The organism is Sphingomonas trueperi, assembly GCF_040545965.1.
GTDB lineage: Bacteria > Pseudomonadota > Alphaproteobacteria > Sphingomonadales > Sphingomonadaceae > Sphingomonas > Sphingomonas trueperi_C.
Window position 1 is genome coordinate 322733 of record NZ_JBEPMV010000004.1, and the last position, 25210, is coordinate 347942.

At 68.4% G+C, this 25210-nt stretch carries 23 protein-coding genes; 13 read left to right on the forward strand and 10 right to left on the reverse strand.

The window, feature by feature from the left end; translation table 11 throughout:
• Positions 1–2 precede the first annotated feature (2 nt).
• Both ABIC35_RS13035 and ABIC35_RS13040 read left to right on the forward strand, forming a co-directional pair.
• The gene (locus ABIC35_RS13035) at positions 3–809 is read left to right on the forward strand and encodes a hypothetical protein (RefSeq protein WP_121072429.1); all 807 of its coding nucleotides are present in this window, start codon (positions 3–5) and stop codon (positions 807–809) included.
• Complete coding sequence (locus tag ABIC35_RS13040; RefSeq protein ID WP_121072431.1) at positions 809–1546, forward strand: hypothetical protein; 738 nt, start codon at positions 809–811, stop codon at positions 1544–1546. Before ABIC35_RS13035 ends, ABIC35_RS13040 begins: the two co-directional genes overlap by 1 nt.
• Here the strand turns inward: ABIC35_RS13040 and ABIC35_RS13045 are convergent.
• The 3 genes from ABIC35_RS13045 to ABIC35_RS13055 all read right to left on the reverse strand — a co-directional run bounded on the left by ABIC35_RS13045 (position 1543) and on the right by ABIC35_RS13055 (position 4455).
• Positions 1543–2307, reverse strand: coding sequence for a Coq4 family protein (locus ABIC35_RS13045; protein ID WP_121072433.1), 765 nt, complete (start codon positions 2305–2307; stop codon positions 1543–1545). The genes ABIC35_RS13040 and ABIC35_RS13045 overlap by 4 nt on opposite strands.
• A gap of 266 nt (positions 2308–2573) precedes the next feature.
• Entirely contained in the window at positions 2574–3686 is a 1113-nt protein-coding gene (gene dnaN, locus ABIC35_RS13050) for a DNA polymerase III subunit beta (RefSeq protein ID WP_121072435.1), read from the reverse strand.
• 148 nt (positions 3687–3834) lie between these two features.
• Entirely contained in the window at positions 3835–4455 is a 621-nt protein-coding gene (locus ABIC35_RS13055; protein ID WP_121072437.1) for an outer membrane protein, read from the reverse strand.
• 263 nt (positions 4456–4718) lie between these two features.
• On the opposite strand from ABIC35_RS13055, the gene ABIC35_RS13060 reads away from it, so the two are divergent.
• From ABIC35_RS13060 to ABIC35_RS13070, 3 genes are read left to right on the forward strand one after another with little or no spacing between them, the layout of a single operon-like run.
• Complete coding sequence (locus ABIC35_RS13060) at positions 4719–5366, forward strand: histidine phosphatase family protein (protein ID WP_121078987.1); 648 nt, start codon at positions 4719–4721, stop codon at positions 5364–5366.
• The gene (locus ABIC35_RS13065; RefSeq protein ID WP_121072439.1) at positions 5363–5818 is read left to right on the forward strand and encodes a hypothetical protein; all 456 of its coding nucleotides are present in this window, start codon (positions 5363–5365) and stop codon (positions 5816–5818) included. The genes ABIC35_RS13060 and ABIC35_RS13065 overlap by 4 nt, the downstream gene beginning before the upstream one ends.
• Before the next feature lie 48 nt (positions 5819–5866).
• A complete protein-coding gene (locus ABIC35_RS13070) occupies positions 5867–7006 on the forward strand; it encodes a GNAT family N-acetyltransferase (RefSeq protein WP_121072441.1) in 1140 nt (379 codons plus the stop codon).
• A 12-nt stretch (positions 7007–7018) separates the two neighbouring features.
• Here the strand turns inward: ABIC35_RS13070 and ABIC35_RS13075 are convergent, their stop codons facing one another.
• The 5 genes from ABIC35_RS13075 to ppc all read right to left on the reverse strand — a co-directional run bounded on the left by ABIC35_RS13075 (position 7019) and on the right by ppc (position 15226).
• The gene (locus tag ABIC35_RS13075) at positions 7019–7474 is read right to left on the reverse strand and encodes a hypothetical protein (RefSeq protein WP_121072443.1); all 456 of its coding nucleotides are present in this window, start codon (positions 7472–7474) and stop codon (positions 7019–7021) included.
• Between the two features lie 67 nt (positions 7475–7541).
• Positions 7542–9227, reverse strand: a complete 1686-nt coding sequence (locus tag ABIC35_RS13080) for a hypothetical protein (protein ID WP_121072445.1) — start codon at positions 9225–9227, stop codon at positions 7542–7544.
• A 9-nt stretch (positions 9228–9236) separates the two neighbouring features.
• A complete protein-coding gene (locus ABIC35_RS13085; protein WP_121072447.1) occupies positions 9237–10754 on the reverse strand; it encodes a hypothetical protein in 1518 nt (505 codons plus the stop codon).
• Positions 10755–10774: 20 nt separating this feature from the next.
• Positions 10775–12508, reverse strand: a complete 1734-nt coding sequence (locus tag ABIC35_RS13090; protein ID WP_354278477.1) for a hypothetical protein — start codon at positions 12506–12508, stop codon at positions 10775–10777.
• A gap of 51 nt (positions 12509–12559) precedes the next feature.
• Positions 12560–15226, reverse strand: a complete 2667-nt coding sequence (gene ppc, locus ABIC35_RS13095) for a phosphoenolpyruvate carboxylase (RefSeq protein ID WP_121072449.1) — start codon at positions 15224–15226, stop codon at positions 12560–12562.
• A 72-nt stretch (positions 15227–15298) separates the two neighbouring features.
• Here ppc and ABIC35_RS13100 point away from each other — a divergent pair, with 72 nt between their 5' ends.
• The 3 genes from ABIC35_RS13100 (at position 15299) to ABIC35_RS13110 (ending at position 16981) form a co-directional block, all read left to right on the forward strand.
• Positions 15299–16144, forward strand: a complete 846-nt coding sequence (locus ABIC35_RS13100) for an oxygenase MpaB family protein (protein ID WP_121072451.1) — start codon at positions 15299–15301, stop codon at positions 16142–16144.
• A gap of 79 nt (positions 16145–16223) precedes the next feature.
• Complete coding sequence (locus tag ABIC35_RS13105) at positions 16224–16667, forward strand: hypothetical protein (RefSeq protein ID WP_121072453.1); 444 nt, start codon at positions 16224–16226, stop codon at positions 16665–16667.
• The gene (locus tag ABIC35_RS13110; RefSeq protein ID WP_121072455.1) at positions 16664–16981 is read left to right on the forward strand and encodes a winged helix-turn-helix domain-containing protein; all 318 of its coding nucleotides are present in this window, start codon (positions 16664–16666) and stop codon (positions 16979–16981) included. Before ABIC35_RS13105 ends, ABIC35_RS13110 begins: the two co-directional genes overlap by 4 nt.
• Here ABIC35_RS13110 and ABIC35_RS13115 read toward each other — a convergent pair.
• The gene (locus ABIC35_RS13115) at positions 16965–17636 is read right to left on the reverse strand and encodes a YoaK family protein (RefSeq protein WP_121072457.1); all 672 of its coding nucleotides are present in this window, start codon (positions 17634–17636) and stop codon (positions 16965–16967) included. The two genes, ABIC35_RS13110 and ABIC35_RS13115, sit on opposite strands and share 17 nt — an antisense overlap.
• An 80-nt stretch (positions 17637–17716) precedes the next feature.
• On the opposite strand from ABIC35_RS13115, the gene ABIC35_RS13120 reads away from it, so the two are divergent.
• Both ABIC35_RS13120 and ABIC35_RS13125 read left to right on the forward strand, forming a co-directional pair.
• A complete protein-coding gene (locus ABIC35_RS13120) occupies positions 17717–18352 on the forward strand; it encodes a trimeric intracellular cation channel family protein (RefSeq protein ID WP_121072459.1) in 636 nt (211 codons plus the stop codon).
• A gap of 169 nt (positions 18353–18521) precedes the next feature.
• Entirely contained in the window at positions 18522–19016 is a 495-nt protein-coding gene (locus ABIC35_RS13125; protein ID WP_121072461.1) for a PEPxxWA-CTERM sorting domain-containing protein, read from the forward strand.
• A gap of 54 nt (positions 19017–19070) precedes the next feature.
• Here ABIC35_RS13125 and ABIC35_RS13130 read toward each other — a convergent pair whose 3' ends face one another.
• Entirely contained in the window at positions 19071–20129 is a 1059-nt protein-coding gene (locus ABIC35_RS13130; protein ID WP_183049265.1) for a mannose-1-phosphate guanylyltransferase/mannose-6-phosphate isomerase, read from the reverse strand.
• 168 nt (positions 20130–20297) lie between these two features.
• Here ABIC35_RS13130 and ABIC35_RS13135 point away from each other — a divergent pair, with 168 nt between their 5' ends.
• The 3 genes from ABIC35_RS13135 to prsR are packed head-to-tail and all read left to right on the forward strand — an operon-like array spanning position 20298 to position 25077.
• Positions 20298–21686 (forward strand): TIGR03013 family XrtA/PEP-CTERM system glycosyltransferase, encoded by a 1389-nt coding sequence (locus ABIC35_RS13135; RefSeq protein ID WP_121072462.1) that lies wholly within the window; start codon positions 20298–20300, stop codon positions 21684–21686.
• Positions 21686–23728 (forward strand): XrtA/PEP-CTERM system histidine kinase PrsK, encoded by a 2043-nt coding sequence (prsK, locus tag ABIC35_RS13140; RefSeq protein ID WP_121072464.1) that lies wholly within the window; start codon positions 21686–21688, stop codon positions 23726–23728. The genes ABIC35_RS13135 and prsK overlap by 1 nt, the downstream gene beginning before the upstream one ends.
• The gene (gene prsR / locus ABIC35_RS13145) at positions 23725–25077 is read left to right on the forward strand and encodes a PEP-CTERM-box response regulator transcription factor (RefSeq protein WP_121072466.1); all 1353 of its coding nucleotides are present in this window, start codon (positions 23725–23727) and stop codon (positions 25075–25077) included. Before prsK ends, prsR begins: the two co-directional genes overlap by 4 nt.
• Positions 25078–25210 lie beyond the last annotated feature (133 nt).

The following is a 25210-nucleotide window of genomic DNA, read 5'->3' on the forward strand; positions in this document are numbered from 1 at the left end:
ACATGATCCGCAAGACTGTTACGATTGCCGCGCTCGCGCTGGTTGCGGCCTGCACCAAGGCACCCGAGGACGTGACCGCCACCTACGCCGCCGCCGGCGGCCGCGGCACGATCACCGTCAAAGCTGCCGCCAATGGTGACGCCAAGGTGGAAGCCGGCCCGCAGACCCTGATCCACAAGGGTGGCACCGATTATGTCGTGATCACCGACGGCAACGACAAGTTCGCCGCCAGCTTCGCCGATTTCGTCGGCGCGACGCAGGACATCGCCAAGGCCAAGGGCATGAAGGCCCAGGCGCTGCCGCAGGACCCCGACTATGAAGCGGTCCAGGTCGGCGAGGAGAAGGTCGGCGACCAGAAGGGCACGATCTGGAGCGTCCAGCCCAAGGGCAACCCGCAGGGCGATTCGATCCGCATCGTCGTCAGCGACGACAGCCGCCTGAAGAACATCGCCGCCGCGATCGGCATGCAGACCAAGCTGACCGGCGCGCGCATGGCCACCGTGTTCACCAGCGTCCCCAAGGCCGAAAAGGTGCTGGAAGACGTGATCGCCAAGGGCGCCGTGCTCCGCCTGGGCGACGCGCTGACGCTGCAGAGCGTCAAGCCGGGCGCGATCCCCGCCAGCGAGTTCGCGCTGCCGAACGTGCTCGATCGCGCCGCACTCCGCAAGCGGATCGAGGACCAGGCCAACAAGGCGCTCGAAGCCGCCAAGGCCGCCGGCGACAAGGCCGGTGCCGCACCGGCCGAGGGTGCGCCCGCAGCACCTGCCGCACCTGCTTCGGCACCGGAAGCGACTCCGGCCGCGAAGTAATGCGCAAGCGTCTGGCACGCGCACTGCCGATCCTGCTGGCGCTGGCCCCATGGCCGGCGCTGGCGGACGTCACCGCGACCTACAAGGCCGGCGTGGACCGGCTGATCGTGGAAGTGGCCGACAACGGCGACGCGCGTGTCCAGATCGACGACTTCGTCTATCTTCGCCGCGGTGGCGAGGAATATGTCACCTTCGGCAAGTTCGACGGCATGGCTATCTCCGGCCACCGCGACGACATGCTGGAATTCCTCCGCGTGATGTTCCGCGCGGCCGGGAAGACACCGCCGCCCCCCGCACCGGCTACGGCCGCCCCGCGTCTCGAGCCGCTGCGCGCGATCGAGGTGCTGGGGCTGAAGGGGCAGGTCTGGCGGCTCTGGCCCGCGGGCAAGAGCGACCCGGCGGACAGCATCGAAGCCGCGTTCACCGACTCGCCCAAGCTGGCACCGGTGAACCGCGCGCTCCGATCGGCGGCCAGCGGCTTTTTCGATACGTTCGGCCCGCTGGACAAGCGCGGCCAGTTCCGCGCGGCTCTGGCGGCGATGGCGGAAAAGGGCGCGCCGCTGATGATCGGCGATGCCAGGACCGTTCAACTGCTCGCCCTCGACTTCGAGCCCATCGCTCCCGCCCGCTTCGCCGTCCCTAAGGATCTGTTCAGCCCCGAGGCGCTGCGATCGATCGCGAAGGAGATGGAGGAGAAGCGACAGGAGGAAAAGCGGAAGTGGGGCGAGACCCCTTAGAGCGCGCCGATCCCCGCCTCGGCCAGCTTGGCTTGGGCGATGCGATATTGTTTCGGCTCGGTGATACCCAGCCGCGCCCGCGCCGTCTCCAAAGGCTCCTCGAGCAGCTGCTCGTAATCCTCGGCGTGCAGCCAGCCGGCGCGCTTGCCGTGGCGATAGCCTTCCCAGATCGCCTTCACGCAATCGAGCCGCCCGGTGGTGCGGATGCTCTTGAGCGCGCCGCCAATGGCGATGAAGCCCCAGCCGGTGCCGCCCGTCTGCGCATAGGAGAAGGCGACCAGGCACAGTTCCCCCAGATGCTCGTCGGCCTTGTAGCCGGTCAGCACGTGCCAGAGATCATGGATATCGCGCTCGCGCCGGCCCATCCAGGCATAGGGGTGTTCGACCTCGATCCCCTGGAAGCCACCCTCGACCATGCTGACCTGGACCAGCCCGTCGGCCGAATAGCCTGTCGAATCGAGGAAATCGCGATAGGCCGCACCGAAGGTGCCGGGGGCGAAGCTGTCGATCCAGCTGCGGTCGGAGAGCCGCTGCGACAGCTCCAGCCGGCGATAGGCGAGCTTGCCGCCGCCGGGCATGGTCAGCAGCTTGCGGTAATTGCGCTGGCTGACGTCGCCGTTCAGCGCGCGCATGATCTTGAAGACCTGTTCGGTATCGTCGCCATTGGCGAGCAGCTTGCGCAGCGCCGACAAGGCGGTGCTCCATTCGCGCTTGAGCGGCACGCCGGGGTTGAGCAACGGTTGCGGAGCCTTGGTCGCCATGCAGTCCGATCCCTCTAACTGACATGACTGTTAATAGCAGGCGCGCGGGATCTTTTCAACGCGCGGCCGAAAGCTTTGAGGCGGACGACGGATCCAGGGAGACCCGCCGCCCGACCCAAGTCCCGTAAAGTGCGACCCTCGGGGCTTGGGCCCACTTATGGTCGCAAAGCAGCGGCCGACATAGCCGGGGAAAGCGCGGGGTGCGCCGGAAAGCGGCCGTCAACCATGGACAAGCCGCTGTTCGCACAAGAAAAATCGATGCGGGATCAGACCCGCATCGGCATCAATACGTAGAGCGCGGGCGACGAATCATTCTCGCGGATCAGCGTCGGTGCAGCAGCGTCCGCCAGATGTACTTCGACGAGATCGCCTTCGATCTGGCCGAGAATGTCCATCAAGTAACGGCTGTTGAAGCCGATCTCGAAACCCATTGCGGCATATTCACCGGGGACTTCTTCGGCCGCGACGCCGTTCTCGGGGCTGGTCACCGACAGCACGACCTTGTCGCGCTCCAGCGCCATCTTCACCGCGCGGGTCTTCTCGGTCGCGATGGTCGAGACGCGGTCGACGCCCTGCATCAGGCTCTTCGGATCGAGCTTGAGCAGCTTGTCGTTCGCGGTCGGGATCACGCGGCTGTAATCGGGGAAGGTGCCGTCGATCAGCTTCGAGGTGAGGATCGCCTGGCCCAGGTCGAAGCGAATCTTCGACGGCGAGAGCGACACGCCCACCGAACCGTCGACTTCGTCGAGCAGCTTGCGCAGCTCCGCCACGCACTTGCGCGGCACGATCACGCCCGGCATCGCATCGGCGCCATCCGGGCAGGGCACGGTGACGCGCGCCAACCGGTGGCCGTCGGTCGCCGCCGCGCGGAGCATGCGGCTGGCATCGTCGGTCACGTGGAAGAAGATGCCGTTCAGATAATAGCGCGTCTCCTCGGTGGAGATCGCGAAGCGGGTCTTGTCGATGATCTGCTTGAGCGTCTCGGCGGGCAGCTCGAACGTCGTCGGCAGCTCGCCCTCGGCGATCATCGGGAAATCGTCGCGCGGCAGCGTGCCGAGCTGGAAGCGGGCGCGGCCGGCGACCACCGTCAGCTTACCCTCGGCCGCGGTGAGCACCACCTGCGAGCCCTCGGGCAGCTTGCGGACGATGTCGAACAGCGTGTGCGCCGACACCGTCGTCGCGCCGACCTGATCGACCGCGGCCGGTATCGTCTCGTCGATCTGCAGATCGAGATCGGTCGCCATCAGCCGGATCGTGCCGCCCAGCTGCGCATCGATCAGCACGTTGGACAGGATCGGAATCGTGTTGCGCCGCTCAACCACGGACTGGACGTGGCTCAGGCCCCTCAACAGAGTTGCGCGTTCGATCGTCGCCTTCATGTACCTCAAACCCCCGGGCCGTCGCCCTGCTTTCTACCCGGCGAGACCCGGCCGGTGGCAATGCGCCATGACGTACCCTTAACGCGAAAAAGGGCCGGAGCAAGCTGCCCCGACCCTCTTTTCCACAGTCAGACTGCCTTTTCGGCGATCAGAAGCGGACGCCGAGACCCGTGATGATCTGGTGACGCTCCGGATCGACGCCGTTGGCCTGCGAGCCATAGTTGGAATAGCGATACTCCGCCTTGGCGAAGACCTTGTCGGTCAGCTTGAACTCGGCACCGGCGCCCAGGCGCCAGCCGTCATAATTGTCGCGCTGGCGGAAGGAGAGCGCCGGGGCGGTAGCGGTGGCCGGCGAATCATAGTCGGTGATGAACTGCGCGTTGGTGTAGCCGGCCTTGGCGTAGATCAGCGTGCGCGGACCCGCGAGGAAACCGAGACGACCGCCGACATAGAGGTCGCGGCCCGCCTTCACGCGCAGCCGGTCGCCGGCGGTGAGCACGTCGCCGCTGCGGTCGCTGATGCTCGATCCGCTCACTTCGCCCTCGACACCGAACACGGTGCTGCCGCGCTGGATGTCATAGCCGATGTTGCCGCCATAGGTGACACCGTCCTTGGACGCGTCGTAGGACGACTTGTCGTTCACATGATCCCAGCCGGTGATCACCTCGACGTGCGATCCGTTGAAGCTCTGGTCTTGCGACTGGGCGAAGGCCGGTGCGGCGAAGGCCGTGGTGGCGATCAGGGCGGCGATGGAAAGCTTGGTACGCATAACGAATACTCCTCACTGAAGCCGCACCGACAGGGTGCGACCTGACTTCAACCGAAAGCCTCAAGGGCTTCGGCTGGACGCTCGGCATCGAGGGGAAGGGGCGGCCCGCCATGGGCGCCGCGACCTGTTCTTCCTCCCGTTCGCTCCCGGCGTGCTCCGCGAGCGAGGGGACGGATGCACCCCGCGCCCTGTCGCCGGGATGAACGAATCAGGGCCAAAACGGGGCATTGCGTTTCCGCCGGTTTCGCCCGAGAGACATGGCCATGGCCAGCACCCGTAAAGGCCGCGATTTCATCGCGCGGCATGGCGAGACCGTGTTCAACATCGCCCGGCGGATGCAGGGCGACCATCCCCACACCCCGCTGACCCGCGCCGGCTTCGCCCAGGCCGATGCGATGGGCGCGGCGCTGCGCGCGCTGCTGGGCCCCAAGCCCAAGCTGACGCTCTGGGCGTCCAGCGCCGGCCGCGCGCTCCAGACGCTGGCCATCATCGCCGAGCATCTCGAGCTCGACTGGCACCAGACGCGCACCGACGATCGGCTGGTCGAGATCGGCATGGGGAGTTGGAGCGGGCGCTATTATGCCGATCTGGAGCGCGAGGTAGGGACGTTCCTGGATCGCGAGCACGGGCTCTACACGCGGCCGCCGGAGGGCGGCGAATGGTATGACGCGATCGCCGCGCGCGTCTCCAGCTGGCTGGCCGATACCGACGAGGATCCCGGCGACCGGCTGGTGATCATGCACGGCATGTCGAGCCGAATCCTGCGCGGGGTGATGACTGGCCGCGACGTGCTGCCGCAGTTCGATGCGCCAGTGGCACCTGACCTGCCGCAAGGCTCGATCGTCCGGATCGAGGGCGGCGTGGAGACGGTGGTGCATCTCGGCACCGGGCGCGGCGCGGCGCCGGCATGATCCTGGCGCTGGCGCTGCTCGCACTGGCGGGGCCGCGCGAGACGATCGGCATTTTCGAACGCTGGGGCGCCTTCCGCGACACCGCGCCCACGCGTTGCTTCGCGGTGGCGCGGCCGACCGACCTTGCCCGGCGCGGCGAGGCCTATCTCAGCGTCGCGAGCTGGCCGGGACGCGGGGTGCGGCACCAGCTCTATGTCCGGCTCAGCCGGGCGCGCGCGGACCATGCGCGGGTGATGCTGGTCGCCGGCGAGCGACGCTTCGAACTCACCGCCAGCCGCCACGATGCCTGGGCACCCGATGCGCGCACCGACTCGGCGATCGTCGCCGCGATGCGCGACGGGCGGGCACTGAGCGTGGAGAGCGTGGATACGGGCGGCGTGCCCTTCGTCGACGGCTATGCGCTGCAGGGCGCGGCGAGCGCGATCGACGCGGCCACGCTGGCCTGCCTCTAGGATTACAAAGGGCTGGCACCCCGCGCGCCAGCCACTATCTTGTCCCTCGTGCGATCCCCATCCGTCACCGCCCGCCTCGCCGACGGCGTTGCCTCGATCCCGGCGGCGCAGTGGGATGCCTGTGCGGGCCCAGACAACCCGTTCCTCAGCCACGCCTTCCTGTCGATCCTCGAAGCGTCGGGCTCGGCGACGGCGCAGACTGGCTGGCAGCCGCTGCCGATCGTCGTCGACGGCCCGGACGGCACCCCCGCCGCGATCGCCCCTGCCTATGCCAAGAGCCACAGCCAGGGCGAATATGTGTTCGACCATAGCTGGGCCGATGCCTGGGAGCATGCCGGCGGCCGCTATTATCCCAAGCTGCAGATCGCGGTGCCGTTCACGCCGGTCCCCGGCCCCCGCCTGCTGCTGCGCGACCCCGCCCAGGCACCCGCGCTGATCGCCGCGGTCGAGGCGGTGGTGAACCAGCACGGCCTCTCCTCGGCCCACGCCACCTTCGTCGAGGAAGCGCAGGTGCCGCTGTTCGAAGCGGCGGGCTGGCTGATCCGGACGGGCACGCAGTTCCACTGGCAGAATGACGGCTATGCGAGCTTCGACGACTTTCTCGGCGCGCTCGCCAGCCGCAAGCGCAAGGCGATCCGCAAGGAACGCGCCGCGGCGGTCGAGGGGCTGACCATCCGCCGCCTCACCGGCGCCGAGATCACCGAGGCGCATTGGGATGCCTTCTGGGCCTTCTACCAGGATACCGGCAGCCGCAAATGGGGCCGCCCTTATCTCACCCGGCCCTTCTTCTCGATGCTCGGCGAAGCGCTGGGCGACAAGGTGCTGCTGATCTTCGCCGAGCGCGACGGCCGGCCGATCGCCGGCGCGCTCAACCTGATCGGCAGCGATGCGCTCTACGGCCGCTATTGGGGCTGCGTTGAGGACGTGCCCTTCCTCCATTTCGAGCTCTGCTACTATCAGGCGATCGACGCCGCGATCGAACGCGGCCTGCCCCGCGTCGAGGCCGGCGCGCAGGGCGAACACAAGCTGGCGCGCGGCTATGTGCCGGTGACGACGTACTCCGCGCACTACCTCCCCGACCCGGGCTTCCGCCGTGCCGTCGCCGACTTCCTGGTGCGCGAGCAGCAGGCGGTGGAGCGCGAGCAGGAATATCTGGAAGAGCTGACGCCGTTCAAGAAGGCGGACTGATACCGGTCGGAATCAGCGCGGCGGACTGGTCCAGGCAAAGCAACGCGAAAGGCGCTGCACGATCGGCCGGTACTTCGCCGCCTCCGCCGTTTGATATTCCATTTGAAAGGTGACGAACGCATCGTCGCGCGTCATGGCCTTGATGTAGAATTCGCTTCCGGCCCCGTTCGTGCCCGAGATCACCTGCCAGCCGCCGCGCCCCGCGCGATAGGTTATCTTGCCATGCTTGCCGGCATAGAATTTGGCCTGGCGTTCGGTCCAGGCGGCCAGGCTGACCGATTCGCTGTTCCACTGCCCAAAGGCCAGCAGCGTCGCTCCCTTGCCGCCGAGGAACTTGCGCCCGTCGCCATTATCGGCTTCCTCCTGCGCCTGCAGGACCGAGGGCGGGTAGCACACGGAATAGCCGAAACGGACGTTCGTGTAGATCGACCATTGTGCAACGGCAGCCAAGGCAAGCGTGGAAATCATGGCGTCTCAGGATCCTTTGACACCGCTGCTGCCAATGGTGGGGTAGGCATGAAGATCACGCGTGCGCTCAAGAAGGTGGCGCGGTGCCGTTGCCCGGCAGTTCGCCCGCCGCCTCGGCCTCGCGGATCAGCACGGCTTCGGGGCGCGGGATCGGCAGGTCGCCCGGGTTGAGGCCGGGCCCGGGCACATTGTGATCGACCCGGTACAGTACACTCGGCCCGTCGCGCCACACGGGCACCAGCCCCTGCTCGTAACGCTTGTCGAACGCCGGTGGGCGGATCAGCCAGACATAGTCGAACGCATCGCGCGGGAAGAGTGCCAGGCTGCGCGCGATCGGGCGCCACCATTCGCGCGGGCACTGGACGTTGGTCACCAACTCCGAGGGGTCGTGCGCGAAGCGCTTGGCGGCGCGGTAGCGCACCGTCATCAGCTGGCCGCCGGCCATCGACCATTGGTCGTTGGTGTACGCCAGCCGCCGCTCGAGCGCGAGGCCGGGGACGTGCTGCAGCCGGGTCATCGCCCATTCGTTGTAGCAGGTCTCGCCGACGAAGCTCACCAGCCGTGCGCCGATGGGGACGTGGTCCAGCGCCTTCAGCTCGCGGTCATAGGCCTTGTCGTAGAGGTAGAAGCTCGCCGTCGTCGCGCCGATGCGGGCAAGGAAGAAAGCGAGACCGAGCATCGCCACCAGCGTCGCGCCGCGCATCGACAGGCCCGGCTTGGGCCGGATCGCCAGGATTGCGATCGCGAACATGAACGGCACCATCCGCATATCGGCATAGGCCGATCCGAACACCACGCGCGGCAGGAAGATGTAGACCAGCAGCAGCAGCAGCGCGGAGAGGCCGAGGTTGCGCGAATATTGGATGTTGGGATCGCGCACCGCCTTGAGCAGCAGCAGGAAGATCACGCCGACGCTGGCGATGTCGAACAGCTGCCAGCGATCGCGGAACATCTGGGTGACCCACAGGGTCTTGGCACGCCAATTATACCAGTCGAAGGTCTGGCCGGAGACATGCTCGCCGCCGCGCCAGATCACCATCAGCACCGCTGGCAGCGCCATCACCGCGCATTGCAGGCCGGCGAAGAACACCGGCGCAAGCCAGCCGCCCGCCAGATCCTTGTACCAGGGAAGGTCGGGGTTGCGGCGCAGATCGTGCTGGCGGATCAGCTCGGCCGAAAAGGCAAGTACGCCGAGCACGCCCCAACCGAAGGTGTGGGTGATCCAGATGATCACCGAGAGCGGCACGAACACCATCGAGCGGAAGCGGAACTTGCCCAGCCGCGCCAGCCGCAACCACCAGCCGAACGCCAGCATCGCCATCGCCATCGACAGCGCGAAGTTCACGAAGCCGAAATGGAAGGGGAAGGCATAGGCGAAGGGCAAGGCGAACAGCGCCGTCGCGGGGATCCGGCCATGCACTTCGCGCGCGATCATCAGGAAGCCCGCGACCGTCATCGTCGGGATCGCGAGGACGATCAGCTTCACGCCCAGTTCGAGGCCGAAGATCTTGGCCATGGGAAAGACCAGCAGGTCCACCCCCAGATTGCCCATCAGCTGCCAGCGGAAATCATACCATTGCCGCAACCACGGCACCTGGTCGTACACCAGCTGCACGCGGTAGCGGCCCATATGGCCGGGCAGGTCGACGAGCGGCGGGATCTCCGGCCATAGCAGCGGCACGGCCGCCACCAGCGTGGCGAGCAATACGAACCAGCGCGTCTGCCACCAGCGCAGCGGAACCCCTTTATCCATCGCGCCGCTTTAGTGCGCGAGCGGCCCGGACGGCAAGCGCTTGTGCGGCGTAGGTGCGACGCGGAACAGCGTCGAGGGCCCGGAACGCGCGACCGGCACCAGGTCCGACGGCAGCGGCGGGGTGGGCAGATCGATCGTCCACACATAGCCGAAGGTGCCGCGATCGAAGCTTCGCAACATCGCCGGCAGCCCGGGCGCGTCCACCCCGCACCCCGCATCATAGATCATCTGCGAGGGATCAGCACGATAGGCGCCGGCTCGGGGGTGCCGGTCGCGGAGCAACTGCTGGCCTGCGAGGGTCCATTCGCCGTTCTCGAACACGTCGCGCCGCGCAACTGCGAGCCCGGTGACGTGCGCCAGCCGCGCGACGCTCCAGGACCTGCACGGTTCACGCACCGCGACGAGGACTGCGGCACCCCGCGGCAGCCGCACTGTCACCGCCGCCGCTTGCTCCTGTGCCGCGGCGGCGCCGAGGAACACCCAGGTGGTGGTCGCCATGCGCAACAGGAAGAAGAAGGTGCCGGCCAGCGCCAGCGCGTTGGCGAACCGTCGATCATGGGCTCGGATCGCGACGATCAGCAGTGCGACGACATAGGGCGTCATCCGCATGTCGACATAGGCACCGCCGAGCAGCCGATAGGGCAGCACCAGCCACGCGATCGCGCCGATCCCCGCTGACCAGGCAAGCGGCCGGTCCACGCGCAGCGCCGCGCTGCGAAGACCCAGCCAGACAAGCGCGAGGAGCACCACCGCGCAGATCAGGTCATAGCCCTGCCACTGCTCGCGCAGCAGCGATGCCAGCCATTGCAGCTTGGCCAGCCATTCCCAGCTTGCGCCGAGGCTTCCATCCCCGGAGCCGCCGCCCGCGAGCATCGGCACCAGCGACACGGTGAGCGGCAGGCAGCGCAGCCCGGCGCGCAGGATCGCCTCGCCCCAGCCGCGACCGTTCGCGCGCAGCGCCGCCAGATCGGTACCGAAGGCGAACAGGCAGAACATCGCCCAGCCAAAGCAATGCGCCACCCACAGCAGCAGGGCGATGGGCACGAACAGCAGGCCACGCATACCCGGCGCGCGCTGCATGCGCATCCACAGCGCCAGCGCCAGCAGCGCGAGTGCTGCCGAAAGTGAGAAATTCACGAAGCCGAACTGGAACGGGAAACCATAGGCAAGCGGGAAGGCAAAGGGCGCAGCAGGCGCAAGCCGCCCTCCGCTCGCGCGCGACACCAGGATCAGGCCTGCCACGGTGAGCGGCGGGATCGCCAGCACTACCAGCTTGGCCGCCAATACCGCCCCGAACACCCGTGCCAGCGGCAGCACCGCAAGATCGACCCCGAGGTTGCCGATCAGCCGCCAGCGATAGTCCCAATGCTGGCGGAGCAGCGCCGAATCCCCTAGCTGGGCGGCGATATGGTAGCGGCCGATATGCCCGGGCAGGTCGGTAAGCGGCGGCACTGTGGGCCACAGCAGCGGCACCGCGCTGAGCAGCACCGCCGCCAGCGCGAACCAGCGCTGTTCCCACCAGCGCACCTCCCCCCTCCGCGGTTCGCTCACTGGGCGGTGCGTCGTACGGGCTGGGTGAGGGTGTAGACCTGGGTGCTCGACCCCGCAGGCGATATCGGCCGCAACCAGGGCTGCAGCTGCCCCGCCATCAGGCTGCCAGCCAGCAGCTGGCGATCGCGCGCACGGTCGCCGACTTCGGCGAAGCCGTCCTTGCAGAGCGCGATATAGTCCACCCCCCATCGCCGCGCGAGCGTTTCCGCTTGGGTGGAGGGGCTGAGGAACAGGTCGTACATGGCACGATTTCCTTGCGTATCGCGGTGATAGGGCGCGGCGAGAACACGGTGTCGCGTAGTGGCGAGCAGCGTCGGGCCGAAGTCGATCGGCGCGGCAACGAGGCCGGGCGGCAGCGCAGCGAGCCGCACCGCGGCAGCGGCGGGCGTACAGCCACGGGCAGACGCTTGCGCTGGCGGTGTCAGCCGGTCGCCGACCCCCCCATAGGCGATTCCGCTGGCGGCCAGCCAGGCGACCACCAGCGCCAGCGGTCCGCGCGGCCGGGCGGCGGCGATCATCGCGGCCAGCGCCGGGACCGCGGTGAGCGCCGCCAGTGGCGCCCCGCGTACCTGTACCAACATCACCGCAACCGCGGTCGCCTGAAATACGAGCAGGATCCAAGCCGCGGCGGTCCGCGTCGTCCAGGCGAACCAGATGCCGGCGCCGAGCCCGACCAATGCCATGCCCCCGGCGGCGACCGCCTTGCCGAGCGGCAGCGCGAAGAGCGGCTGCGCTTCGTTGACATGGGCGAGCCAGAGCCGCGCAAGCAGCGGATCGACCTGCCCATAGGGATGGAGGCACGCGGGCGCGCTCATGACGGCACCCGCCAGCGCGAGCCCTCCGGCGACGATCAGCACACCGGTCCGCACGGCCACGGACTGGGTAGTGAAGCCCGCCACGGCCATCGCGGCGGGTGCCAGCGCCGTCAGCATCGCCGCGAGCCACAGGATGGCGGTGAAGCCGTCGCAGGCGGCAACGTCCCAGCCGCTCGTCCGGAAGACCACCGCCGCGGCGCTCAGGCCCAGCAGCAGCGCGGTCGCATAACCCGCTATCCGCGCCTGGCCGGCGGCCGCATCGAGGCGCCAGCGCAGCGCAATGGCGGCACCGCCGGCGGCGAGCAGCGGCGCCGTCTCCATGCCGACGATCAGCGACAGCACCGTCGCCCCGCCTGCGATCGCCCCCTGCCCCAGCGTGCCCCGCCCGGCACAGGCATGGAGCAGCACGAGCACGAGCACGATCTGCAGCGCGTGATGATCGATCCGCCCGGGGGTGAACAAGGTGATCGCGGGAAAGGCCAGCGCGCCGAGCACGACGGCGACGACCCCCGACTGGCCCAGGCGGCGGGCGATCGCGGCGACGACGATCAGCATCGCGGCAAACAGCAGCAGCGGCGATACGGTGACGGCGGCCACGCTCGCGGCATGTGCGCCGAGCAGCGGCGTCAACGTCAGGATCAGCACCGCGGGCACCAAGTCGGCGAGCCGCGACCAGTGCATCTGCAGCCCCGGCGCCGGGCCCAGCCGGTGCTGGGCGAGATCGGCAAAGCTCTGTCCGCCCAGCCAGTCGCGTATCTGCTGCAGCCGCATCAGATCGTCGGTATCGGGCAACCGCAAGGCACCCAGCGCGACATGGTCGCGCACCGTCCAGGCGATCCCCATCAGCAACGCGAGCCCGACCGCGAGAAGCGAATCGCGTCGTATGTTGCGGAGATGCCCTGGACCCATGCCCATCAGCGCTAGGCCCCCATGGTTAACCGGGCGTTTCGACCCGGCTCCGGGCGGTTACCCGCTGTTGCGCAGCGCGGTGGCGATCGCGTTGATCGACAGGAGGATGCCCTCGCCGATCCGCGGATCCGCCTCGCCCGCCCGGTGCCGCTTCATCAACTCGATCTGGAGCAGGTTGAGCGGCTCGATATAGGGCAGCCGCAACCGGATCGAGGTGTCGAGCAGCGGGTGCTTCTCCAGCAGCCGCGTCTGGCGGGTGACCTGGAGCAGCCCGTCCTGGGTCTGCTGCCAGCCGTCCTTGATCCGCCCGAAAATGGCGTCGCGGAGCTCGCCGTCCTCGACCAGCGCGGCATAATGGCTGGCGATGCCCATGTCGGACTTGGCGAGCACCTGCTCCATATTGTCGAGCGTCGCGCGGAACAGCGGCCAGGCGCTGGCCATCTCGCGCAGCAGCCCCTTGTCCTCGAACGCGTCGAGCGCCGCACCGACGCCGTACCAGCCGGGCAGCATCACGCGGGCCTGCGCCCAGCTGAACACCCAGGGGATCGCGCGCAGATCCTCGATCGCGTCGCTCTTCTTGCGGCTGGCCGGGCGCGAGCCGATCTTGAGCCCGGCGATCTCGGCAATCGGCGTCATCTGGCGGAAGAAGGTGGTGAAGCCCGGCGTTTCGTAGACCAGCCCGCGATAGGCACGGAAGGCGCTGTCCGAAAGCTGGTCCATCGCCGCGGCGAAGCGATCGGCATCGGCAGGCGCCAGCCGTTCGGGCTCCAGGCTGGCGAGCAGCGTGGCCGAGGTCATCGCCTCCAGATTGGTCATCGCGCTTTCAGGGCTGCCGTACTTGGCGGCGATCACTTCGCCCTGTTCGGTGATGCGGATGCGGCCCTGCACCGTGCCCGGCGGCTGGGCGAGGATCGCCGAGAAGCTGGAGCCCCCGCCGCGCCCCACCGCGCCGCCGCGGCCGTGGAACAGCTGCATGGCGATGCCGGCTTCCTCGAACACCGGCTTGAGCGCGGTCGAACCGCGGCTCAGCTGCCAGGTGGAGGTGAGATACCCGCCGTCCTTGTTCGAATCGGAATAGCCGATCATCACTTCCTGGTGCCCGCGCGCGGCGGCGATGGCGGCGACTTCGGGCAGGCCCAGCCAGGCTTCCATGATCGGCGGTGCGGCCTCGAGGTCGGCGATCGTCTCGAACAGCGGGATCGCCATGATGTGCGCCTGCGGCGTCTCGCCCGGCACATAGAGCCCGGCTTCCTTGAGCAGGATATGGACTTCGAGCAGGTCCGACACAGACTGCGCCATCGAGACGATGTAATGGCGGATGCAGTCGCGACCGTAGCGGGCATGCGCCGCCGCCGCCTCGCGGACGATCGCCAGTTCGGTGGCGGTCTCCTCCGAATAGACGGCATAGGGGCTGGTCAGCGGCCTAGCATTGGCCAGCTCGCGGCGGAGCAGCTCGATGCGCGCCTGCTCGTCGAGCGCGGCATAGTCGTCGCACACGCCGGCCGACTTCAGCAGCTCGGCGACCACCCGCTCGTGGATCGCGCTGTTCTGGCGCATGTCGAGCGTGGCGAGGTGGAAGCCGAAGGTTTCCACCGCGCGGATCAGCCGACCCAGCGCGCCGCCGGTGGCGAGCGGTCCGCCGTCCGCGAGACCGCGCGCGATGGCGACGAGATCCTCGCGGAACTCGGCGGGGTGGCCATAGGGTGCGCCCGCGATCGGCGACGGCCGGCCCGGCTGCTTGCCAACCAGCTTTTCGTGCGTCGCCGAAAGGCGGGCGTAGATGCCGGTCAGCGCGCGGCGATAGGGCTCGTCGCTGCGGCTCTTGCCGGTGTCGCCGCTGGCTTCGGCGAGTGCGAGCACCGCCTCGGGCACCTCCGCATGCTCGGTCGAGATCGACAGCTCGGCGCCTAGCGCATGGACCGCCTCCAGATAATGGTCGAGCACCGTCTCCGCCGCGCGGGCGAGGGCGAAGCGCATCGAGTCGGCAGTGACGAAAGGATTGCCGTCGCGGTCGCCGCCGATCCAGCTGCCGGGGCGCAGGAAGCTCGGCGCGCGGTCGCCCAGCGCGCGGTCCCAGCGGGCGTAGAGCGCGGGCAGCACCGGCAGGAACACGTCGCGAAAATAGGAAAGCGCGGTCTCCACCTCGTCGGGCACGCCCAGCTTCTCGCGGCGCAGCACCCGGGTCTGCCAGAGCAGCGCGATCTGGCGGAGGATGGCCTCTTCCACCTGGTCGCCGTCGGGGGTCTCGGCGACGCCCTGGTCGCGCAGCGCCATCAGCTCGGCGATACGGTTCTTGTGGTCGATCATCGACTTGCGCCGCACCTCGGTCGGGTGCGCGGTGAGCACAGGGCTGACCAGCGCGTGCTCCAGCAGCGCCATCACCGGCTCGCGGCCGATGCCGGCCTTGGCCAGCCGCTCCAGCGCGGCGGCGACATCGGCGTCCTTCTCGGTCGCGACGCCCTGGCGATCCTCGGCCAGGTTGGCGAGCATCGAGAACAGCATGAAGCCGCGGACGAAATCGAGCGTCTCGTCCAGGCTCAACCGGTCGAGCCCGGAATCGATCTTCCCCGCCCCTGCCACGCCGCGATGCCGATCGACCGACGTCGCGCGGATATATTCGATCCGCTTGAACAATTCCTCGCCGCCATAGGCACGAATGACGTCGCCGAGCAGCCGTCCGAGGAAGCGGATGTCGGGGTTGTTGGTGATCGCGAGTGTGGCCATGGGCGCGATTGCTGCACTGCAAAGCGAGGTCGGTCAACTTGTTCGCGCTACCAGAGTACCTAGCTTAGCAAGATGGATTTCGTTGCATTTGCAACCCACAGCGTACGGCGGGCGATGGTCGGCCAGGTACGCGCCGTGTTCAATGATGCAGCGCGCGGCGAAACGCCGGTGCAGCCGAGCGACGACGCGCTGTTTTCCCGCGATTCGGTGCTGTGGCGCGTGCACGGCGACGTGACCACGATGATGGTCGGCGGCGTCGCGGCGCTGCTGCTCCAGATGCTCCACCCGGCGGTGCTTGCGGGGGTGTGGGACCATTCCAAGTTCCGCCACGACATGCTCGGCCGCCTGCGCGGCACGGCGCGGTTCATCGCCCAGACCAGCTATGCGTCGCGCGCCGAGGCCGAGGGGGCGATCGCGCGGGTGCGCACCATCCACCAGCATATCCGCGGCACCCTGCCTGACGGCACGCCCTATCGCGCCGACGATCCCCGGCTGCTCGCCTGGGTGCACGTGACCGAGGCGGTGAGCTTCCTCGACGGCTGGATCCGCTATGCCGAGCCGGGCATGTCGCGCGCCGACCAGGACCGCTATTTCGCCGAATTCGCGCACGTGGCCGAGGCGCTGGGCGCCGATCCGGTGCCGCAAAGCCGCGCCGAGGCACTGGCGCTGATCGCGGAGATGCGTAGCGAGCTCCGCTACGACACGCGGACCCGCGAGGTGGCGCGGCTGCTGCTCGAACAGCCCGCACCCAACCTAGCGACCAAGCCCTTCCAGGCGATGACCTTCGCCGCCGCCATCGACCTGCTGCCCGGCTGGGCGCGGCAGATGCACCATCTTTCCACCCCGCCGCTTGCCGCACCTGCCGTGCGGCTGGGCACCCGCGGCGTCGCGGAGACGCTGCGCTGGGCATTTCGCTGACTTTCCGAACAGGAAAGTTTTCGCTTTCCATTCGGGAAACACACGCTATCTCTTTCCACATCGGAAAGGGAGAATCATCATGTCGAGCGTCGCCGAAGCCCAGCAAGCGCTGGCGCAAATCCACGCCAGCCGCGCCCAACTTGCCCGCGTTGCGCAGTGTCCGCCGACGCGGCACCTCGCCTTTGCCGCGCTGGAGGCCGGGATCGTCGCCTCCCCCGCCGCCGCGCCCTATCAGTTGCTGGCTATGATCCCGCTCGTGCTGGGCCTGGTGCTGGTCGTGCGCTGGGATCGCCGCCGGCTGGGCATGTTCATCAACGGCTATCGCCGCGGCCGCACCCGCCTGGTGATCGCGGCATTCCTGCCGGTCCTGCTCGCGCTCTATGGCGCCAGCGTCTATTTCGTCTTTGCCAGGCAGGAAATCTGGCCGTCGCTGCTGCTCGCCGCGCTGATGTTCGGCGTCGCGACCTATATGAGCATCGTCTGGCAGCGCGTGTTCGTTCGCGAACTCGAGAGCAGCCTGTGAGCACCCCCGAGTTCGACGCGGTGATCCACCCGCCTGCCCGGCTGCAGATCATGGCGGTGCTCACCAACGTGCAAGAAGCCGAGTTCGCGACGCTGCGCGATCTCACCAAGGTCAGCGATTCGGTGCTATCGAAGCACCTGTCTGCGCTGGCCGAACCCGGCTATGTCAAGCTGCGCAAGGCCGCCGCCAATGGCCGGCAGCGGACCTGGGCCTCGGTGACGCGGACGGGCCGCACGGCATTCGAGCGGCACGTAGCGGCGCTCCAGGCGCTGGCCGGGCTGGTGCCTGCCGAACCGGTCAGCGCACCAGCGTGAGGTCGGGCCGGCGCCGCGGCCGGGTCATGCTCGCCAGCAGCAGCGTCAGCACCGCCGCGAAGAGCGGCGCGAGCCACAGCGCGTTCCAGCCCCAGCGGAACTGGCTCTCGGCGCCGATCACCACCCCGCTGACGAAGCCGAGCCACAGCGCCAGATAGCGCAGCCAGCCGAAGCGATCGGCATCGCCCATCAGCGCGCCGGCCAGCTTCTGCCCCAGCTTGACCAGCGAGCCGGTCATATAGGTGAGCCCGATCGTCACTTCGCCGTCGCGCTGGAACACGCCGTTCTCGGTGCCCATCGCGGCGGCGAGCAGCAGCAGCACGATCGGCCCCGGCATCAGCGTCGCGACAAAGGCGGCCAGCGTCAGCAGCAGCGTCACCGCCGTCATCACCACCGGCTGGTGGCGATGCGGCCGGGCGCGGCCGATCACGCTCGACAGGATCACGCCCGCGACGAAGCTCATCACCAGCGACGCGGCGATGGCGGCATCATAGCTGGAGCCGCTGCCGAGGCCGACGCCGAGCCGGGTCGAATTGCCGCTCATGAACGAGGCGAAGAAACCGCCCAGGCTGGTGAAGGCGAGCGCATCGACGAAGCCGGCGAGCGCCGCCAGAAGGATCGCAAGCGCGATCAGCGGGGACTCGGTACGTTGCATAGGCCTTCTCTGCCCCAAGCCGCCGCGCTCCGCCAAGAGCCTGTTTGACTTCGAGAGCGCCCGCGCGGCAAAGCGAGGGGATGAACAGTTCGGTCGCCGTCCAGATCGGTCCCATCCTGCCCTGGCTCGACCTGTTCGGCATCGCGGTGTTCGCCGCCACCGGCGCGCTCGCCGCCACGCGGCACCAGCAGACCATCGTAACCGCCACCTTCTTCGCGCTGATCACCGGCGTCGGCGGCGGCACGGTGCGCGACCTGCTGATCGGCGCGCCGGTCTTCTGGGTGCACGATGCCTCGGTCGCCTCGCTTTGCCTGGGCATGTCGGCGATCGTGTGGATCACGCCCCAGCATTGGTGGAGCGACCGGACCTTCGCCTGGCTCGATGCGCTGGGTCTCGCCGCCTATGCCGCGTTCGGCGCGGCCAAGTCGCTCGGCTACGGCATCCCGCCGGTACCCGCTGCGGTGATGGGCGTAGTGGGGGCGTGCGTGGGCGGCATCATCCGCGACGTGCTGGCAGGCGAGCCGTCGATCCTGATGCGGCCCGAGCTTTATGTGACCGCCGCGGCACTCACCGCCTCTCTGTACGTGATCCTCACGCTGCTCGGCCTGCCGCCTTATGCCGCAGGCCTCGTCTCGGCCACCGCAGGCTTCGCACTGCGCGGTGCTGCGATGATTTGGAAATGGGGCCTTCCCGCCTATCGCGGCGGCCGCGCCTAAGCGCAACAATCTGCTGCATGGCCAAGTAGTTGCATGACAGTTGCCCCATAGTGAGGCAACGTCACTACCGATTTGTTGCAAACACTCTCGCAAATCTGGTACGCCGGCCACGCACTTTGCCTGTACCGCGTAGGATTACAACTCTGTAACATACTTGGTGGAGGATGACATGAAGGGAACGTTTTTCTTGGCCACGTGCTGCGCCGCTGCATTGGCAGCCGCTGCGCCAGCCCAGGCCGCCCCGTATTCGTTCGTGATTACCGGTAGCCAGACGATCAAGTTCATCCTGGACTCTTCGCCGACGCCCACCACGATCGATTCCGGCCATTTTTTCCGCATGGATGGAACAACCGGTACGATCGACGGCGCTGCCGCGACTTTCGATCTGGGCTTCGGCAGCCCGAGCTATTTTTTCAATTTCGGCCTGTTCAACAACAGCATCGGCTCGAGCATCTTCTCGACTGGGCCCACCCTCTATACCGGTTCCGAGTCTGCACCGACGTTCAAGCTCGGCACCTTCGAGCTCGCACCGGCCTATAGCGTGACCATCTCCGCCGTTCCCGAGCCGGCAAGCTGGGCGCTGCTACTGGCCGGCTTTGGCGGGCTCGGGATGGCGATCCGCCGTCGCCGCAACGTCACCGTCCGGGTGCGCTTCAGCGGCTGATCTGCGTTCGGCGCCGCCGGTCCCAAGGGATCGGCGGCGCGTTCCAGCGCGTTCTCAGTCCTTCATCGCGTCGATGAGCTTCTTCACTTCCTGGCTGCGCCCGCGCGGCAGCACCAGCACGTCGGCGCCAGAAACCACCACGATCAGATCCTGCACGCCGACCAGCGCGACGCGCTTGCCGGGCTCGCTCTGCACCAGGCAGTTGGTCGCCTCGATCGCCACCACATCGCCGCGCACGACATTGCCGCCCGCATCGGGATTGCTGATCGCGTGCAGCGCATCCCAGCTGCCGACATCGTTCCAGCCCATCGCCACCGGCACCACCGCAACGCGCGGCGCCTTTTCCATCACTGCATAGTCGATCGAATCGGACGGGCAGGCCGCGAAGCTCTCGGCATCGGGGAAGATCCGCACGCCTTCGCGCCGGGCCTTGTCCATCGCCTGCTGCGCGGCGACCAGCATCTCGGCTGCGAACACGCTGAGCGCACCCAGATACATGTCGGCACGAAAGAGGAAGATGCCCCCGTTCCAGGCATGGTCGCCCGAGGCGAGCATGGCTTCCGCGCGGTCGCGCGGCGGCTTCTCGACGAAGCGATCGACGCGGTGGACGCCGGGGGCAAGCTCCTCCTCGCCGATCTTGATCCAGCCATAGCCGGTCTCCGGGGAATCTGGGGTGATGCCGAAGGTGACCAGCCAGCCTTCGTTGACCAGCGGCAACGCCGCATCGATCGCGGCGTGGAAGGCGTCGACGTCGCCGATGACATGGTCCGACGGCATCACCAGGATCGGCTCGCTGCCGCCGCCCGCCGCCATGGCGGCGAGCGCGATCGCCGGCGCGGTATTGCGGCCGATCGGCTCCAGGATCAGCGATTTGATCCCGGTGCCGATGCTGGCGAGTTGCTCCTCTACCAGTTCGACATGAAAGGTGTTGGCGACGATGATCGGATCGGTGAAACGATCTCCGGTGGCACGAGCCACGGTCAACTGGAGCATCGTCTCTTCGGCCGTCAGCGACAGCAGCTGTTTCGGCCGCTCAGGACGTGACATCGGCCAAAGGCGCGTTCCCGACCCACCCGATAAGATGACGGGCGTGATCGGCTTCGATGGCGACATTCGATGAAGCTCCTTGTTTGATACCTGCAGGCACTTGCTAGAAAAGCCCGTCTGAAACAAGCGACCGACGAATTTGTTACGGTCAGCGGAATTTTGTTCCAAGTTCGGCGCGTCGCGGCGGCCCGACCACCGTTTCGTTTACCCTTCCGCGCTACAATCGACGGCGCCATGGTCCGCCTGTTCAAGCATTATGTTCCCAACACCGTGCTGCTGCTCGGCCTGCTGGACGTGATCCTGCTGGTCACCGCAGGCGAACTCGGCTGGCAGCTCCGCGCGCACCAGGCAGCGATCGATGTCGGCCCGATCGGCGAGCGCGTGCCGCAGCTGGCGAGCTTCGCGCTAGTGCTCGAAACTGCGCTGGTGGCGCTCGGCGCCTATGGCGCGGAGGCGCTGCAGTCGCTCCGCCACGCGCTGGTCCGGCTGCTTGTCTCGATCGGGCTCGGCGTGCTGGGGCTGGGCTTCCTCTATTTCCTGGTGCCGCCGATCGGCTTCTGGCGCTCCAACCTGCTCTACGCCGCGGCCACCGCCTTCGTGCTGCTGCTGCTGATGCGGGTGCTGCTCGGCAAGACGCTGGGCGGCGCGGCGTTCAAGCGGCGCATCGTCGTGCTCGGTGCGGGCCCCCGCGCGGCGCGGCTCAAGCAGCTGTCCAAGGCGCCCGGCGCCAGCTTCGCCATCGTCGGCTATGTCGCGATGAGCGACGCCAACCGCGTCATCCCCGAGGCGATCGCGCGCGACGCAATCTACAACCTCGCCGACCATGTGGTGCTGCTCAACGCGAGCGAAGTGGTGCTGGCGCTGGAGGAGCGCCGCAACGCGCTGCCACTTAAGGACCTGCTGCGGATCAAGACCACCGGCGTCCATGTCAACGAATTCTCGACCTTTCTCGAGCGCGTGACCGGCCGCGTCGACCTCGACAGCGTCAATCCGAGCTGGCTGATCTTCTCGGACGGCTTTTCCTCGGGGCGGCGGATGTCGGGCCTGTTCAAGCGGCTGTTCGACATCCTCGCCAGCCTGATCCTGCTGCTCGTCGCCTTCCCGCTGGTGATCGTCACCGCCGTACTGATCAAGCTGGAGAGCCGCGGCCCGGCGCTCTACCGCCAGCAGCGCGTCGGCCTCTATGGCCAGGCGTTCGACGTGCTCAAGCTCCGCTCGATGCGCCAGGACGCCGAAGCGCCGGGCGAGGCGGTGTGGGCGGAGGAGAATGATCCCCGCATCACCCGCATCGGCCGGATCATCCGCAAGATCCGCATCGACGAGCTGCCGCAATGCTGGAGCGTCCTCAAGGGCGAGATGAGCTTCGTAGGGCCCCGCCCCGAGCGGCCCAAGTTCGTCGAGGATCTGGAGCAGGCCCTGCCCTATTATGCCGAGCGGCACATGGTGAAGCCAGGCATCACCGGCTGGGCGCAGATCAACTATCCCTATGGCGCCTCGATCGACGATGCGCGCCAGAAGCTCGAATATGACCTGTTCTACGCCAAGAACTATTCGCCCTTCCTCGACCTGCTGATCCTGCTCCAGACCGCACGCGTGATCCTGTTCCCCAGCGGGGCGCGCTGATGCTCACCGCCGCGCTGAGCCTGTGGCTGCACGCCCTGGCCGCCCTGTTGTTCGCGCTGCTGCCCTTCGCGGCATTGCGCACCGGCGGCGATCCGCTGCCGCGCCGGGCGCTGGCGGCGGCGCTCGGCCTGACCGCGCTCGCCGCACTCGCCACCGCCGGCATCGGCGCGGAGGAGATCGCGACTCGCCTTGCCGAGACGCTGCGCACGCTCGCCTGGCTCGCCTTCCTGCTGCTGCTCCACCGCCGCGCCGGCGAGCCGCGGCCCCCGCTCGCGCTCGGCACCGTCTATGGCGTGGTCGCGCTGGTCACCGCCGCGGCGATGGCACTGGACATGATCGCGACCGGGCCGTCGCAGATCGCCGCCGACGCGGCATCCGTGGCGCTGCTGCTCAACCTGCTCGTAGCGGTCGGCGTGCTGGTGATGGTGCAGGCGCTGCATTCGGCGCTCGCCCACACCGGTGGCGGCGGCCTGCGCTGGACGGTGGCGGCGCTCGGCGGCTTCTGGCTGATCGAGTTCGCGGTGCTGACGCTCGCCTATCTCGGCGTGCCGATGAACGGGCTGCTGCTCGTCGCGCGCGGCGCGGCGTTGGTCTGCGTCGCCGCCGCGATGGGGCTGGGGCTGCAGCGGCGCGGCGACTGGCGGGTGCGGATGTCGCGCACCGTCGCCTATCAGTCGCTGACCCTGGTCGCGGTCGGCGCCTATTTCGTCCTGCTCGCGCTGGCGACGAGTGCCTTGGCGACGCTGGGCGGCGCGCATGCCCGGCTGCTCCAGACCGCCTTCGTGTTCGGCGCCACCGCCGCGATCCTCGCGCTGGTGTCGAACTCCGGGCTGCGCGGCTGGGTGAAGGTGAAGCTCGCCAAGCATCTGTTCCGCCACCGCTACGACTATCGCGCCGAATGGCTGCGCTTCACCGAAACGCTGGGCGCACCGGGCGCCGCGCCGCTCGACCAGCGTATCGTCCGCGCGCTGGCCGACCTCACCGCCTCGCCCTCCGGCCTGCTGCTCGTCGCCGAGGAGGGCGGGCTGGTGGCAGGCGCCGGCTGGCACTGGGACCGCGCGACGCTGCCGCTGACCGCGGACCAGCCGCTCGCAACCCATCTCGAGACCACCGGCCGGATCATCGAAGTCGATGCGGTGCGCCTCGCCCAGGCTGATGCCGCCGATGCCGATGCGACCCCGGGCTGGATGCGCGACGTCGACGCTGCCTGGGTGGTGGTGCCACTGCTCCACCGCGGCGCGCTGGTCGGCGCGATCCTGCTCGGCCGCCCGGCGCTGGCGCGGCGGCTAGACTGGGAGGATTTCGATCTGCTCAAGGCGGCCGGACGCCAGGTGGCGAGCTATCTCGCCGAGGCGCGCGCGCAGGAAGCGCTGGCCGAGGCGCAGCGTTTCGACGAGTTCAACCGCCGCTTCGCCTTCCTGCTCCATGACATCAAGAATCTGGTCAGCCAGCTGGCACTCACCGCGCGCAACGCCGAGCGCCATGCCGACAATCCCGAATTCCGCGCCGACATGATCGCGACGCTGCGCGACTCGTCCGACCGGCTCAACGCGCTGCTCGCGCGGCTCGGCCAGCACCATCGCGGGCGCAGCGAGCCGCCACGCCCAACCCCGCTGCTGCCGCTGCTCGAACGACTCGTCGCGCGCCAGCCCGAACAGGTGCGGCTGGTGTCGGGCGCCGAGCCCGCCATCGCGCTCGCCGAGCCCGCCGCGCTCGAGCAACTGCTCGTCCACCTGATCCAGAACGCCATCGAGGCGAGCCCGGCCGACGCGCCGGTGACGCTCGCGCTCGCCACCGACGAGGAAAACGCCATCATCGACGTGATCGATCGCGGCTGCGGCATGTCGCCCGGCTTCGTCCGCAACCGCCTGTTCAAGCCGTTCACCTCGTCCAAGCCGGGCGGCTTCGGGCTGGGCACCTTCGAGGCGCAGCAGCTGGCGCAGGGCATGGGCGGACGGATCGAGGTCAGCTCGCGCGAGGGCCAAGGCACCCGTTTTCGCGTGGTCCTCCGCGCCGCGCCCGCGGTGGAGGCGGCGGCATGAGCGAGGCACTGCCGAAGCTCCTCATCGTCGAGGACGATGCGGGGCTCCAGCGCCAGTTGCGCTGGGCCTATGAGGGCTACACGATCCTCGCCGCGACAACGCGCGACGAGGCGATCGCGATGCTGCGCGCCGAGGAGCCGCCGGTGGTGACGCTCGATCTCGGCCTGCCGCCTGATCCCGACGGCACCAGCGAGGGATTCGCGACGCTGGAGGCGATCCTCAAGCTCGCGCCTTCGACCAAGGTGATCGTCGCCTCCGGCCATTTCGAGCGCGAGTCAATGCGCCGCGCGATCGAACTCGGCGCCTGGGACTTCTACCAGAAGCCGATCGACATCGACGCGCTGGGGCTGATCGTCGCGCGCGCCTTCCACGTCCATGCGCTGGAGACGGAGAATCGTCGCCTCGCCGAGAAGGCCGAGGCCAAGGCGGTGCTGGGCGGCATGCTCACCGGCGCGCCGGAGATGCTCAAGGTCACCCGCACGGTCGAGCGCGTCGCCGGCGCCGATGTCTCGGTGATGCTGCTGGGCGCGAGCGGCACCGGCAAGGAGTTGCTGGCGCGCGGTCTGCACGAGGCGAGCCCGCGTTCTGGGAGCAGCTTCGTCGCGATCAACTGCGCGGCGATTCCGGAAACGCTGCTCGAATCCGAGCTGTTCGGCCATGAGAAGGGCGCGTTCACCGGCGCGGTGAAGACCACCGAGGGCAAGATCGAGCTCGCGCAGGGCGGCACGCTGTTCCTCGATGAAGTCGGCGACATTCCGCTGCCCTTGCAGGTCAAGCTGCTGCGGTTCCTGCAGGAGCGGGTGATCGAGCGGATCGGCGGGCGGAAACCGATTCCCGTGGACACGCGCATCGTCTGCGCAACCCACCGCGATCTGGACGCGATGGTGGCGGAAGGCCAGTTCCGCGAGGATCTCTACTACCGCCTTGCCGAGATCGTGGTGCGCATCCCGTCCTTGGCCGAGAGGCCGGGCGATGCCGGCCTGCTCGCGCGGCACTTCCTCGCCCGCTACGCCGAGCAGATGAAGGCCGGGCAGAAGAGCTTCGCCCCCGACGCGCTCGCCGCGATCGACGCCTGGGGCTGGCCGGGCAACGTCCGCGAGCTGGAAAACCGCATCAAGCGCGCGGTGATCATGGCCGAGGGCAAGACGGTCCACGCCGAGGACCTGGACCTAGCACCGGGCGACGCCGCGGCGATCAACCTGCGCGCGGTGCGCGAGGCAGCGGACCGCCAGGCGATCCGGCATGCGCTGGCGCGGAGCGACGGCAATGTCTCCGCCGCCGCAAGGCTGCTCGGGATCAGCCGGCCGACGCTCTACGACCTGCTGAAGGCATATGACCTGCAGGGGTGATCCCCCATTCCCTCCCGCCTGCGGGAGGGAATGGGGGAGGGTGTGTCGTGGAGATTCTTTCTGAGACGGCGTCGCCCGCGAGCCTCGCTCACCCTCCCCTAGCCCCTCCCGCAAGCGGGAGGGGATTAAGAGA

Coding starts and splice junctions, on each gene's coding strand:
- ABIC35_RS13105 (WP_121072453.1), top strand. CDS start 16,224: ATGTCGAGCGTCGCCGAAGCCCAGCAAGCGCTGGCGCAAATCCACGCC.
- ABIC35_RS13125 (WP_121072461.1), top strand. CDS start 18,522: ATGAAGGGAACGTTTTTCTTGGCCACGTGCTGCGCCGCTGCATTGGCA.
- prsR (WP_121072466.1), top strand. CDS start 23,725: ATGAGCGAGGCACTGCCGAAGCTCCTCATCGTCGAGGACGATGCGGGG.
- ABIC35_RS13135 (WP_121072462.1), top strand. CDS start 20,298: ATGGTCCGCCTGTTCAAGCATTATGTTCCCAACACCGTGCTGCTGCTC.
- ABIC35_RS13080 (WP_121072445.1), bottom strand. CDS start 9,227: ATGGATAAAGGGGTTCCGCTGCGCTGGTGGCAGACGCGCTGGTTCGTA.
- ABIC35_RS13055 (WP_121072437.1), bottom strand. CDS start 4,455: ATGCGTACCAAGCTTTCCATCGCCGCCCTGATCGCCACCACGGCCTTC.
- ppc (WP_121072449.1), bottom strand. CDS start 15,226: ATGGCCACACTCGCGATCACCAACAACCCCGACATCCGCTTCCTCGGA.
- ABIC35_RS13115 (WP_121072457.1), bottom strand. CDS start 17,636: ATGCAACGTACCGAGTCCCCGCTGATCGCGCTTGCGATCCTTCTGGCG.
- ABIC35_RS13090 (WP_354278477.1), bottom strand. CDS start 12,508: ATGGGCATGGGTCCAGGGCATCTCCGCAACATACGACGCGATTCGCTT.
- ABIC35_RS13065 (WP_121072439.1), top strand. CDS start 5,363: ATGATCCTGGCGCTGGCGCTGCTCGCACTGGCGGGGCCGCGCGAGACG.
- ABIC35_RS13035 (WP_121072429.1), top strand. CDS start 3: ATGATCCGCAAGACTGTTACGATTGCCGCGCTCGCGCTGGTTGCGGCC.
- ABIC35_RS13060 (WP_121078987.1), top strand. CDS start 4,719: ATGGCCAGCACCCGTAAAGGCCGCGATTTCATCGCGCGGCATGGCGAG.
- ABIC35_RS13040 (WP_121072431.1), top strand. CDS start 809: ATGCGCAAGCGTCTGGCACGCGCACTGCCGATCCTGCTGGCGCTGGCC.
- ABIC35_RS13045 (WP_121072433.1), bottom strand. CDS start 2,307: ATGGCGACCAAGGCTCCGCAACCGTTGCTCAACCCCGGCGTGCCGCTC.
- dnaN (WP_121072435.1), bottom strand. CDS start 3,686: ATGAAGGCGACGATCGAACGCGCAACTCTGTTGAGGGGCCTGAGCCAC.
- ABIC35_RS13100 (WP_121072451.1), top strand. CDS start 15,299: ATGGATTTCGTTGCATTTGCAACCCACAGCGTACGGCGGGCGATGGTC.
- ABIC35_RS13120 (WP_121072459.1), top strand. CDS start 17,717: ATGAACAGTTCGGTCGCCGTCCAGATCGGTCCCATCCTGCCCTGGCTC.
- ABIC35_RS13130 (WP_183049265.1), bottom strand. CDS start 20,129: ATGTCGCCATCGAAGCCGATCACGCCCGTCATCTTATCGGGTGGGTCG.
- ABIC35_RS13075 (WP_121072443.1), bottom strand. CDS start 7,474: ATGATTTCCACGCTTGCCTTGGCTGCCGTTGCACAATGGTCGATCTAC.
- prsK (WP_121072464.1), top strand. CDS start 21,686: ATGCTCACCGCCGCGCTGAGCCTGTGGCTGCACGCCCTGGCCGCCCTG.